At 63.9% G+C, this 12,544-nt stretch carries 11 protein-coding genes; 3 read left to right on the forward strand and 8 right to left on the reverse strand.

Translation table 11 applies throughout. The annotated features are described in order from the left end of the window. Positions 1-110: 110 nt before the first annotated feature. The 8 genes from gatB to rmuC all read right to left on the reverse strand — a co-directional run bounded on the left by gatB (position 111) and on the right by rmuC (position 8,925). A complete protein-coding gene (gene gatB, locus CRD60_RS05520; RefSeq protein ID WP_113860300.1) occupies positions 111-1,610 on the reverse strand; it encodes an Asp-tRNA(Asn)/Glu-tRNA(Gln) amidotransferase subunit GatB in 1,500 nt (499 codons plus the stop codon). A gap of 21 nt (positions 1,611-1,631) precedes the next feature. After that, entirely contained in the window at positions 1,632-3,173 is a 1,542-nt protein-coding gene (gatA, locus tag CRD60_RS05525; RefSeq protein ID WP_113860301.1) for an Asp-tRNA(Asn)/Glu-tRNA(Gln) amidotransferase subunit GatA, read from the reverse strand. 2 nt (positions 3,174-3,175) lie between these two features. Beyond that, positions 3,176-3,472, reverse strand: coding sequence for an Asp-tRNA(Asn)/Glu-tRNA(Gln) amidotransferase subunit GatC (gatC, locus tag CRD60_RS05530; protein ID WP_113860302.1), 297 nt, complete (start codon positions 3,470-3,472; stop codon positions 3,176-3,178). Between the two features lie 88 nt (positions 3,473-3,560). Further along, on the reverse strand, positions 3,561-4,436 hold the full coding sequence (locus tag CRD60_RS05535) for a hypothetical protein (protein ID WP_127975650.1): 876 nt from the start codon (positions 4,434-4,436) through the stop codon (positions 3,561-3,563). A 362-nt stretch (positions 4,437-4,798) separates the two neighbouring features. Beyond that, positions 4,799-5,917 carry an ATP-binding cassette domain-containing protein gene (locus CRD60_RS05540; RefSeq protein ID WP_113860304.1) on the reverse strand — a complete coding sequence of 373 codons (1,119 nt, stop codon included), beginning with the start codon at positions 5,915-5,917 and terminating at the stop codon, positions 4,799-4,801. A gap of 71 nt (positions 5,918-5,988) precedes the next feature. Next, positions 5,989-6,720: a TrmH family RNA methyltransferase gene (locus tag CRD60_RS05545; protein ID WP_113860305.1), complete on the reverse strand. Its 732-nt coding sequence runs from the start codon at positions 6,718-6,720 to the stop codon at positions 5,989-5,991. Continuing rightward, positions 6,713-7,285 carry a type I phosphoribosyltransferase gene (locus tag CRD60_RS05550; protein WP_201737225.1) on the reverse strand — a complete coding sequence of 191 codons (573 nt, stop codon included), beginning with the start codon at positions 7,283-7,285 and terminating at the stop codon, positions 6,713-6,715. Before CRD60_RS05550 ends, CRD60_RS05545 begins: the two co-directional genes overlap by 8 nt. 281 nt (positions 7,286-7,566) lie before the next feature. Beyond that, entirely contained in the window at positions 7,567-8,925 is a 1,359-nt protein-coding gene (gene rmuC / locus CRD60_RS05555; RefSeq protein WP_113860306.1) for a DNA recombination protein RmuC, read from the reverse strand. 236 nt (positions 8,926-9,161) lie between these two features. Here rmuC and CRD60_RS05560 point away from each other — a divergent pair, with 236 nt between their 5' ends. The 3 genes from CRD60_RS05560 (at position 9,162) to CRD60_RS05570 (ending at position 12,425) form a co-directional block, all read left to right on the forward strand. Further along, the gene (locus CRD60_RS05560; protein WP_330848982.1) at positions 9,162-10,208 is read left to right on the forward strand and encodes an ABC transporter substrate-binding protein; all 1,047 of its coding nucleotides are present in this window, start codon (positions 9,162-9,164) and stop codon (positions 10,206-10,208) included. Between the two features lie 49 nt (positions 10,209-10,257). Continuing rightward, entirely contained in the window at positions 10,258-11,121 is an 864-nt protein-coding gene (locus CRD60_RS05565) for an ABC transporter permease (protein WP_113860307.1), read from the forward strand. A 95-nt stretch (positions 11,122-11,216) separates the two neighbouring features. Next, the gene (locus tag CRD60_RS05570) at positions 11,217-12,425 is read left to right on the forward strand and encodes a DUF805 domain-containing protein (protein WP_161522194.1); all 1,209 of its coding nucleotides are present in this window, start codon (positions 11,217-11,219) and stop codon (positions 12,423-12,425) included. Positions 12,426-12,544: the final 119 nt, after the last annotated feature.

Below are 12,544 nucleotides of genomic sequence, written 5' to 3' on the forward strand. Positions count from 1 at the left end.
CGCAAGCATACCGGCGGCCGTAGCTGGGAACAGTCCCAACTCCGGCCGCCGAACGAGACCTGACAGTCAGGCCGACAGGGGCAATCCCGCCAGCCAACCATGCATGCGGGTCAGCCCTTGATCTTCTCCATGACCAGCTTGGTCACGGCCTTGGCATCGGCCTGGCCACGGGTGGCCTTCATGACGGCGCCGATGATGGCGCCCATGGGCTTCATATTGCCGGACTTGAGCTTTTCGGCGATATCAGGGTTGTCGGCCAGGGCCTGGTCGACGGCGGCAGCCAGGGCTCCGTCGTCGGAGACGACCTCGTAGCCGTGCTTGGCCACGACCTCCTGGGGCTTGCCCTCACCTGCCAGCACGCCGGAGACGGTCTGCTTGGCCAGCTTGTCGTTGAGCTTGCCATCGGCGATCAGCTGCTCGACCTGGGCGACATCCTCGGGGCTGATGGGCAGCTCCTCCAAGGACACCGACTGGGCGTTGGCCTCGCGGGAGAGCTCCCCCAACCACCACTTCCTGGCTCCGGCGGCCGAGGCGCCGGCAGCGACAGTGGCCTCGACCAGGTCCAGAGCGTCGGCGTTGAGCACGTCGCGCAGCTCGATGTCAGAGAAGCCCCATTCCTTCTGGAGCCGCTTCTGGCGCTCGTGGGGCATCTCGGGCATCTGGGCCTTGAGCTCCTCGATGTGCTCCTTGGTCACGTGGACCATGACCAGGTCGGGGTCGGGGAAGTAGCGGTAGTCGTCGGCGTCGGATTTGACACGGCCGCCGGCGGTGGACTGGCTGGCCTCGTCCCAGTGGCGGGTCTCCTGCAGAATCTCCCCACCCTCATCCAGGATGGCTGCCTGCCGGCGAATCTCGTACTGCAGGGTCTTCTCGATGCCACGGAAGGAGTTGACGTTCTTGGTCTCCGACCGGGTGCCCAGGGGCGCGTCAGAACCCTTGCGCAGGGAGATGTTGACATCGGCGCGCATGTTGCCCTGCTCCATCCGGGCATGGGAGATGCCCAGGGCCCGCACGATGTCGCGGATGGCCCGCATGTAGGCACCAGCGATCTCGGGGGCGCGGTCGCCGGCCCCCTCGATGGGCTTGGTGACGATTTCAATCAGCGGCACTCCGGCCCGGTTGTAATCGACCAGGGAGTGGTCGGCGCCCTCGATGCGGCCGTCGGCCCCACCAACGTGGGTGTTCTTGCCGGCGTCGTCCTCAACATGGGCACGCTCGATGGGCACCCGGAAGACGGTACCGTCCTCCAGTTCCACGTCCAGGTAGCCCTCACCGTTCAGCGGCTTGTCGAACTGGGAGATCTGGTAGTCGCGGGGCATGTCCGGGTAGAAGTAGTTCTTCCGGGCGAACTGGCTCCACTCGGCGATGTCGCAGTGGAGGGCCAGACCCAGCTTGATGGCGTAGTCGATGGCCGTCTGGTTGACGACTGGCAGGGAGCCGGGCAGCCCCAGGGAGACCGGGGTCAGCTGGGTGTTGGGCTCGCCGCCGAACTCGATATGGGCCGGGCAGAAGAGCTTGGTGTTGGTCGAGAGCTCAACGTGGGTCTCCAGACCGAAGACCGGATCGTACTTGGCGACGGCATCGGCGTATTTCAACAATTTTTCAGCCATGATAGGTGTTCCTTCCGATGCTTACTTGTTCAGGGATTCGAGCCAGGGGGTCTTGAGCGACTGGTGGATGGGGCCACCCCACTGCTCCTCAAGGGCCGCCTCCAAGGCAGCGGCCGGCTTGTACATGAGCTCGTCGCGCTTCTGGGGGGCGATGAACTGGAAGCCGACCGGCAGGCCGTCATCCGACAGGCCGGCGGGGATGGACATGGCCGGGGTTCCCGCCAGATTGGCGGGGATGGTGGCGATATCGTTGACATACATGGCCAGGGGGTCGTCCATCTTCTCGCCGAACTTGAAGGCGGTGGATGGCGAGGTCGGGGAGATCAGCACGTCGACCTGCTCGAAGGCCTTGGCGAAGTCCTCGATGATCAGGGTACGGACCTGCTGGGCCTTGCCGTACCAGGCGTCGTAGTAGCCGGCGGACAGGGCGTAGGTGCCCAGGATGATGCGACGCTTGACCTCGTCGCCGAAACCGGCCTCACGGGTGTAGGACATCATGTTGGCGGCCGTCTGGGGCACACCGGCGGGGGGCATGACCCGCAGGCCGTAGCGCATGCCGTCATAGCGGGCCAGGTTCGAGGAGACCTCGGAGGGCATGATGATGTAGTAGGCGGCCAGGGCGTACGGGAAGCGGGGGCAGGAGACCTCCACGACCTCGGCACCCATGCCTTCCAGCAGCTTGACGGCCTCATTGAAGCGGGCCTCGACACCGGGCTGAAAGCCCTCGCCAGCCAACTCCTTGACCAGGCCGACCTTCACGCCCTTGAGGTCGCGCTTGGCACCTTGGCGAGCTGCGGCGGCCAGGGCGGGCACGTCCATGGGAATGGAGGTGGAGTCACGCTTGTCGTGGCCGCCGATGACCTCCTGCAGGAGGGCCGCGTCCAGCACCGTGCGGGAGACCGGGCCGATCTGGTCCAGGGAGGAGGCCATGGCGATGGCGCCGAAGCGGGAGACGCCGCCATAGGTCGGCTTGACACCCACGGTGCCGGTCAGGGCGCCGGGCTGGCGGATGGAGCCGCCGGTGTCCGTTCCCAGGGCGAGAGGAGATTCGAAGGCCGCGACCGCTGAGGCGGAACCACCGCCGGAACCACCGGGCACACGCTCGGTGTCCCAAGGATTATGGGTCAGCTGATAGGCCGAATGCTCGGTGGAGGACCCCTGGGCGAACTCGTCCAGGTTGGTCTTGCCCAGCAGGGGCATGCCGGCTGCCTTGAGCTTCTCGATGACCGTGGCATCGTAAGGAGGCACCCAGCCCTCGAGAATCTTGGAGGCGGCCGTGGTGGGAATGCCCTTGGTGACGATCATGTCTTTGATGGCGATGGGAACACCCGCCAGCTCGGGCAGGCCCTCGGCCTCACCCTTGGCCAGCTTGGCGTCGAAGGCGTCAGCCTGGGCCCGGGCCTCGTCGGCGGAGACGTGCAGGAAGGCCTCGATGGAGGGCTCCGCGGACTCGATGACATCGAGCTCGGCGTCGACCAACTCCCGGCTGGAGACCTCCTTTGCCTTGATCTTGGCGGCCATCTGGGCTGCGGTCAGCTTGACCAGTTCGGTTGCTTGGCTCATGGTCACTCCTCCCCTAGGATCTGCGGTGCCACGAACATACCGGCCTGTGCCCGGGGGGCGCCGGAGAGGGCCTCCTCCTGGGTCAGGGGGGTCTGGGCCACGTCAGGGCGCAGGTAGGCCTCCAAGGGTATGGGGTTGGCGGTGGGTGGCACGTCGTCGGAGGCGACTTCCTGCACCTTGTTGATGGAGTCGGCGATGACGTTGAGCTCGCCCTGCAGACGGGTAATCTCCTCGTCCGTGAGCGCTATCCGGGCCAGGTCGTCCAGATGCTCGATTTCTTCTCGTGTAAAAGTAGGCATGCCCTCAACTATATGAGCAAGAGATGACAGCGGGGTTACCTTGCAAAGGCCGCAATCCGCGACCCGCAAGACCGCCCATGGCCTGGCCTCAGCTGATGTCCCTGCGCTTGAAGACCAGCAGTCCCAGCAGGTAGAAGAATGCCGCCCAGGCTAGGAGTATCAGGCCGCTTTGCCACCAGGCCGGATTGAAGAGGCCTTCGGACCCGGACCCCCCCCCCCCGGACTCCTGGATACCGGCACCGGCGAAGCTGACCAGGGCGCTGTCCGGCAGGCAGACGGTTACCGAGTTGACCCATTTCGCCTGCTTGCTGATCGTGGAGATGATGCCAACCACAGTAGACAGGAACATGAAGATGCCCAGATAGGCGCAGATACCCCCGCTGGTGGACCGGCAGATGGCACCCAGGCCAAGGGCCAGGAGGGATAGGACCGCCAGAATCAGGGGCACACCAAGCACAATCACCCAGGGGCCGTAAGCCTTGGAGTCCGGCAGGGCGGTGACCTTCTGGCCACTGACCATGACCAGGGCCACCAGCCAGGAGCAGAGCAAGCCCAGCAGGGCGGCCAGGTAGCTGAAGATGAAGAGTGACAGGCCCTTGGCGTGCATGAAGAGGGAACACTTGGGGTTGACCACCAGGGACGACACGATGGCCCCTGTGGAGAATTCGCTGGTGATGGCCATGATGCCGAAGATGCCGACCACCAGGTCCACGGTGGTGGCCGTGCCACCAATCAGGGTCCATATGTTGGCCCAATCCAGGGATGTGGGCTGGCCTTTGACCATGTCGCTGGGAGAATCAAGGGAGATGGTCATCTTCATAACGAAGACCGAGAGGGCCGTCAGCACAGGTGGCAGCAACACGGTCAAGCCCATCAGCCACCAGGTGGAAGCCAGGGATACGAGCTTGATGATCTCACTGCGAATACAGCCCAGCAGACCGATGCGGACATGGTTTGACGACATGCGACGGCCGGTGGTGTAACCGCCAGTGGAGGTGGGCGGCACCATAGGAGCGGACGGTTGCGCGCCCGCCTGCCCCGCCGCTGCGGAAGGCCTAACGGTATGGGGCAAAGCCATGGAAGGCTGAGGACCGTATAGCTGAGGGGTAGAAGACTGAGGGTTGGGGGGCTGAACAGTGGAGGACCGAACAATGGAGGGCTGTGGGCTAGAAGGCTGGCGTCCACCTTGAAGGTCGCCAATGCCTCGAACAGTAGAAGGCTGGGAGGCAGAAGGCGGAGCCGTGGACGGTTGAGGACTGGGAGGTTGTGGACTGGAGGGCATAGGGTGGGAAGGCTCCTGGCCGCCCTGCTGATTGTCGAACTGGCTCATTGCCTGCCCTCCTTCATTTCCCTGCCGCTCATGTGACGCAATGAATTGACCTGCCCAGCAGCATTGGCCCCACCGTTGGCGACCGGCGGGAATGCTTGGGTCCCATTGCTCTGATAACCAGCAATTGCCTGCCCTGCAGGAGGCAGGGGGGCCTGCCCGTAGCTAATCGGCGCCTCACCGGGCAGCTCCCGGCTCGTGTATTGGACCTGGGGGTGGGTCAGGGTCATGTAGGCCTCCTCCAGCGAAGCATGTTCCTCAACCAGTTCGTAGACCAGCAGCTGTGCCTGGGCGAAGACCTGGGCGGCCTGGAGTAGTTCGGCTCCAATGATGCGGAAGACCTCACCCTCCTGGGGGTCGGTGGACTGGCGCTCCACCGGTAGGACCTGGACCTGGGGAGAGCGGGCGAAGATGGCCCGCAACTTGGCTGCCTCCGAAGTGACCACCCGAATGGATTTTGCCGAGTGCTCATTGAGGAAGTCGGTGACGGTGGTGGTCTCCAGAATCCTCCCTTGCCCGATGATGACCAGATTGTCCGCGGTCAGGGCGACCTCGCTCATCAGGTGGGAGCTCAGGAGCACAGCCCGCCCCTGGGCGGCATAGAAGCGGCACAGCTCGCGGACCCACTTGACTCCCTCCGGGTCCAGGCCGTTGATGGGCTCGTCCAGGATGAGGTTATGGGGATCTCCCAGGAGGGCCGCCGCGATGGAGAGCCGCTGGCTCATACCCAGGGAGAAGCTGCCGGACCGACGCTTCTTGACGCTGTCGATGCCGGTGAGGGCGATGACATCGTCGACCCGGCTCCGGGGAATCCTGTTGCTGGCGGCCAGGGCCATAAGATGCGCATAGGCGGACCTGCCCTTATGGGCCGACTTGGCATCAAGCACGGCCCCGACGGTGGTCATTGGCGAGGATAGGGTTTGATAGGGTTTCCCATCCACCAGGCACTGGCCTCCATCGGGACTGATGAGCCCTAGAGCGGCCCGCATGGTGGTGGATTTGCCCGCCCCATTGGGCCCCAAAAAACCGGTCACCTTACCGTCTTCGGCCGTGAATGTGACCTGGTCGAGCACGGTTCGCTGCCCGAAGGGCTGAATCAGTCCTTCGATGCTTATCATGTTCCGACTCCAACAAAGGCCCCTGGTTCCACCAAGTAGCACCCAGCTGGCCACCTGCCGGCCCATCGCCATCAGGCCTGGGAATGGGCGGCGTCCCTCATATGCTGGGCGACCCAGGCGTGCATGGTCACGGCAGCGGCGGCCCCGGCATTGATGGAACGGACCGAGCCGAACTGGGAGATATAGACCACGTCGTCGGCCAGATCCAGAGCCTTGCTTGACAAGCCTGGGCCTTCAGCACCGAAGAGGAGCAGGCAGCGGTCGGGAAAATGGTAGGACTCCATGGGCTGGGCCCCGGGAATGATGTCCAGGGCGATGACCTTGGCCTGGCAGGTCTCCCGGGCAACCTGGGCCCGCCAGCTGGTCACCAGGTCCTCAATGCTGGGGTGGTGTTCGATGTGCTGGTAGAGCTCGGTCATGAGGGAACCCTTGCGGTTCCACTTGTGCGGCCCGACTATATGGACGCTCCGGGCCCCGAAGGCGTTGGCCGAACGGACCATGGAGCCGATGTTGAAGTCATGGGTCCAGTTCTCGACCGCTATCTCAAAGCCATGCCGGCCGCGGGCATCCAGGTCCTGGCGAATGGCCTCGACGGTCCAGTAGCGGTAGCGATCAAGAACATTGCGCCGGTCGCCCTGGTCAAGGAGCTCGGAATCGTACCGGGCATCGTAGGCCGGCGACTGCGGGTCGTCTGGCCGGTCCTGGCCCGGGTGGACCTCGGCCCAGGGGCCCAGACCAATCTCCCTGAACTCAGGCTCACCGGAAGCCAAAGCGGCAGCGGTAATCGGGTTCGGCTCACGCATGGCTCTGGCCACTCCTGAGTTCGGCTTCAGTGAAGACACCAACCAACGGCAGTGAGCTACGCTCGTCGGTGGCCGGGTTGACGATGTCGACAGTCGCCGGGAAGCCGGAGGTCTCGCCGCCCGCAAGAGCACCGGACACCAGGGAGACCAGGGCAAGTATCCGCGCACCCTCATGCTCCACGACGCTGAAGTCGAGGCCCAGTTCGTTGCCCTTGCGCAGCGTGACCAGTGAGGAGGTCTGCACGTAGGACTTCTGGGAAAGCCAGGAGTCGACCAGGATCACCCGCTTGCCGGTGATCGACGGGCCCTTGATGGAGGGGTAGACGAAGTCCATGACGAAGCCGTCCAGATCCTGGCCGCGTGAGGCGGCCGCGTGGATCATGGCGTCGACCAGCGGCACGGCGGCTGCGGTCAGGGCGCCGACGGCATCGAAGTCATCGACGCAATAGCCTTGGTCCTCCAAGGCATCAAGCATGATATGGCCGACGATGGCGGCAGCCCGGTGGTCAAAGGTCAACGAAGACAGCTCACTGAAGGGTTTGCCGGCGATCGAGTTCTCCAACATCTGCCGCAGTTGCTCCCGGGGCTCCAGGAGGGCGAAGGGTAGGGCACTGTGACCTGTGGAGGCCGCGGATTCGCCGGCGGGCCCGTCAGTGGGCCCAGGCTGGTCCTTACCGGCCTGGGCCGTCTTGCGGAAGCCGCCTTCTGTCTTGGGACCGACCGCCTGGGTTTGGGACTGGGCCGCGGCTCCAGCAAGGGGCCGTGCCCCCGGCGACACCTGGCCGGGTTGGGCCTGCTTGCTCAAGCCGCCTTCAGAATCTTCTGGTGCTGTCATGGTCCACCAGCCTAACGTCCCGACTCGTCATCTTCCGTGTCCAGGTGCAGTTCGGGGGCGCTGAGCTCCTTGAGGTTGGTCTTGTCTGAGTCGATGATGTCGACCGGCTCGATGATGGTGTTGCCATCGATCTTCTGCAATTTGCGGGCCGTCACCAGCAGCCTGCTCTCCAGGGTGGAGGCGAACTGGTTGTAGGCGGTGACCGTGCGGCTGATGGAGCTGCCCAACTTGCTGGCCCGCTCCCCCAGGGTTGCGAAGCGCTCGTATAGCTCCCGGGAGAGGTCGAAGAGGAGCTTGGCATCGTCGGTCAGGCTCTGCTGCTGCCAGGCGAAGGCCACGGACTTGAGCACGGCCCAGAGGGTCACCGGCGAGGTCAGGGCCACCTTTCTGGCAAAGGCGTCATCCATGAGGGTCGGGTCGGCCTCCAGCGCCGCCTGAAGCAGGGCCTCGTTGGGAATGAAGGCGATGACGAAGTCGGGTGCGGTATCGAAGGCGTTCCAATAGGCCTTGTCACCAAGGGTCTTGACGTGGTCGCGCAAGGCCTTGGCATGGGCCTGGAGCAGGCTCTTGCGCCGGTCCAGTTCCTCGGGTGCGGCGGTGTCGGGAATCTCGCAGGCCCGCTGGTAATCGGAGTAGGGAACCTTGGCGTCGATGGGAATGGTCTTGCCGCCAGGCAGATGAACCACCATGTCGGGCCGCTGCACATGGCCCTCGCCATCCGTGACGACGACCTGGGTGTCGAAGTCCACATGCTCCAACAGACCGGCCGACTCCACGATGTTCTTGAGCTGGGCCTCGCCCCAGGCCCCACGGACCTTGTTGTTGCGTAGGGCGGCCGACAGGGAGCTGGTCTCCTTGTCAAGCCTGGTCTGCTGGTCGTTGAGCCCTTTGAGCTGCTGGCCCAGGGCGCCCATCTCCTGCTTGCGGCCCTCCTCGATCTGGGCCACCTTCTCCTGCAAGGCGTCCAGGTTCTTCTGCACGGGCGCCAGGGCGGAGAGCACCTTGCTCTGCTCGGCCATGGCCTTGGCCTCCTCCTGCCGGCGCTGCTCGGCCTGGGCCTCGGCCCGTTCCCGCTCGCGCTGCAGACGAATCTGCTCGGCCTGCTGGGCTTGGGAGAGCTGGGACTTGACGAAGGCCAGCTGCTGGTTGAGGCCATCGACCTGAGTCCGGCTCTGGGCCAACTCACCGGTGAGATGGGCAATATCGGCCTGGGCAGCCTGGTTGGCGGCAGTGGCGGCACGCAGCTCATCCCCACCTGCCCCCCTGGCCATCTCCTGGCCCTTGGACCGCCCCAGCACAAAACCCGCAAGGAGTCCCAAGGCAGCCGCCAGCACGACCACTAACAAGGTAACCACAGCATTATCGAACATATGTTCTATATAACAGGCAGCCATGGACCCAGGGGCCGACCTGCCCTATACTGGTGCCGTTCGTGCGGTTGGTGGCAGCAGCCGTACCGAATCAACCATGAGATGTTCCGGCAACCAGACCCTTGGTTGCCGCTTATCGGTTTGATGGATCGCGCGGACTCCTCACCTTACCTCGCGTCCACTGACCATGATTCAGGAGGTCCAAGGTGAACACCCAATCATCCAAGCATGCCCGACTGGCTGTAGCGAGCGCAGCCACCAGCATCGTCGCCGTTCTTTCCCTCGTTCTGGCCGGCTGCGGGGCGGCCGACTCCAAGGCCACCGGCACGGGCAAGTCCTCTGACGCCGACATCTCCTTCATGCTGGACTGGACACCCAACACCAACCACATCGGCATCTACGCAGCCCAGGAACTGGGCTACTTCAAGGACCAGGGCATCTCCGTCAAGGTCCTGCCCACCGCCCAGGCCGGCGCCGAGACCTCCATCGAGAACGGTGTGGCCAATGTCGGATTCACAACCCTGAGCAATGTGGCCGCCTTCAACGCGCAGGGGGCTGACCTCACATTCGTCTTCGACCTGACCCAGAAACAGGTGGCCCGTTGGTGCGCCCTGGCATCCAGGACCGACATCAAGACCCCCAAGGACCTTGACGGCAAGACCTTCGTCAGCTTCGGTTCCGCGGAGCAGAGCGCCGTGGTGGCACAGATGATCAAGGGGGCCGGTGGCTCAGGTGAGTTCAAGACCGCCACGGCAGGCACCAACACCTTCCAGACCTTGACATCCGGCAAGGGGGACTTCGCCGGATTCTATGCCACGTGGGAGGGGGTCGAAAGCAAGCTCAAGGGCCCGGAACTCAACTGCTTCATGGCCTCCGACTGGGGGGTACCCGGCAACCCCGACCAGCTGGGCTTCGCCGTCAAGTCCTCCTGGCTCAAGGACGGCGATCACCAGGAGAAGCTGCGCAAGTTCCTCAAGGCCTCCAGGCAAGGCTACGACTACGCCCTGGCCAACCCCAACAAGGCCGCCGACCTGCTGGTCAAGGCCACCAAGCAGTCCCAGCTCGACCCCACACTGACCAAGACCTCTATGGAGACCATCTCCCGCGAGCAGTACTGGACCAACGGCGACCCCAAGCACCTGCCCGCCAACACGGACTTTCAACAGGCGCAGGATTACCTGGACTTCCAATACCAGGCGGGCACCTACACCGGCAAGGACGGCAAGAAGGCCCCCAAGGCACCCCAGGCCAGGGAGCTTGCCAGCAACGACTACCTACAGTGAACTCAGGGGACACAGTGAGAGCGGTGGACACGATGGGAGCAAGGGACTGATGGCAACGCGTAGGCAAGCCAGGGGGGCCGGACTGAAGGCTGGGACAGGTGCAGCGGGCGCCAACGCAGGCTCAGACACAGGCACAGGCGAGCCCTTGTGGCGGCGTCTCTTGCCTCCGGCCATCACCATCGGCTGCCTCCTGGCAGTCTGGCAGCTTGCGGTCACGGCCGGCCATGTCTCCGAACGCACCTTGGCCTCACCCAGCCAGATCGTGCGTTCCATGGTCAACACCTGGCCCGAACTCATGGAGGCGACATCCATCACCTGCCTGGAGACCATCAGCGGCTTCATCATCGCCGTGGCCGTGGGTCTGCTGATCGGCGTGGGCCTATATGTGTCCAAGACCCTGAACCGGGCCTTCTACCCACTGCTGGTGGCGGCCCAGACCATACCCCTGATCACCATCGCCCCCCTGTTCATGCTCTGGTTCGGCTTCGAGCCGACCGGCAAGATCATACTGGTGGCCGTTCTGGGCCTCTTCCCCATCGCCGTCGAGACCAGTCGCGGCCTGCAGGCGGTCCCCCGCTATTACGAGGATGTGGCCCTGACCTGTGGGGCGACCAGCGCCTGGACCCTCTGGCATGTCAAGCTGCGGGTGGCGGCCCGGCAGATATTCGGCGGCGTCCGCATCAGCGCCGCCTACGTGTTCGGCACCGCCGTGACTGCCGAGTACCTGGGAGCCACCAATGGCCTGGGCATCTGGCTGCAGGCGGCCTTCAACTCCTTCCAGACACCCCCCATATTTTCCGCGACCATCGTGATTGTGGCCCTCACGGCTCTGTTGCTGGGATTGGTGTCCCTGTGCGAATATCTTTTGCTGGGCGGGAATGATAGGATTGAAGACATTGAAAGCGGCCTGTAACCATGAGCTGAGCCGCCTTCCACTACGAGCATTGCGTGGGTCAGCATAGGCAGCGCCTGCGGATGAGGTATGTGCAAACCACGAAAGGTTTATCAATGTCAGACAGCAATCCTGATTTCACCGGACATGACGTGCCCAACACCACGCCTTCCACTCCAGCAGCAGACGCAGGCAGCGGACAGTCCTTCACCCCCTTGTCGAATGACCAGAATCCGAGCCAGGCCACGGACATGCCCGTGGAGCTTCCGCTGGCCGCCGGGCAGCCACAGCCTGTGCCGGGCCCCGATGCCCCCATGTACGGACAGCCCCAGCCCAGCATGGGCCAGGAATCTGCCGGCTACCATCAAGGAGATGCAGGTCAGGCCAACGGCAGCGGTCAGTATGGGCAGCCCAGCCAGGATTACGGCCAGCAGATTCCCGCCGCGGCCTTCTACGGCCAACAGCAGACCAGCCAGCCCCAATACGGTCAGATGCCCACTGCAGCACCCCTGCCCCAAGGCAACTACGCCGCGGCATCGATGCCCTGGGGCGCACCCGTTCCCCTTACCAAGCCCTATTATGGCTGCTCCTTCATTGAGGCCATCAAGCGCTTCTTCATGAATTACGCCAACTTCAGCGGCCGTGCCTCCAGGAGCGAGTACTGGTGGTCCTTCCTCTTCATCGCCCTGGTGGAGCTGGTACTGTCCCTGCTGAACAAGCTGAGCAACTACCATCTGGGATTCCTTAATGGGATCTGGGTCCTGGCGATTCTGATACCGAGCATTGCCATCTTCATACGCCGCCTGCATGATTCCAACAAGTCGGGACTGTGGGTTCTCCTACCCATTGGCATGGCCTTCATCGGCACGATTGTCGTGGTCATCTCCCTGATTGGCGGAGCCATGGGAAGCGGAGACATCCTAGCCATCGACGGTGATCTGAATTATGCCGCTCTTGCAGGCGCTGGAATCGGATCCCTCATCGGGATCCTCATCTTCCTGGCAGCCTACCTAGCCGATATCGTCCTGATGATACTGAACACCGACCCAGCTGGTGCACGCTTTGACAAGGATGCCCAGTTCGGTGGCCCTTCTGGTCAGATGATGGGCCAGATGCCCGGGGCCAACGGCTACACCCCGCAGGACTTCAACCAGTACGGGCAGCCGACCGGCCAACCCTTCTATGGTCAGCCGACCACTCCGACCGCCTATGCTCCCTCGAACCCCAACGGCCAGCAGACGGCAGGTCAGCAGGACCACGACCCCAACGCCGGGAACCAGCAGGGTGGCTACCCCCAGAATCCCAACCCCTACGTCGGTCAGTAGGCCCCGATTCGGGAGTCCGACCACAAGGTGTACCACCCATAGGGCTGATTCCCACCCGGGCATGACCGGGAACCGATAGCGAATAGGCAAAGGGCGGCAAGCAGGAAGATTCTGCTTGC

The sequence above is a fragment of the Bifidobacterium aemilianum genome (assembly GCF_003315635.1).
Classification (GTDB): domain Bacteria; phylum Actinomycetota; class Actinomycetes; order Actinomycetales; family Bifidobacteriaceae; genus Bifidobacterium; species Bifidobacterium aemilianum.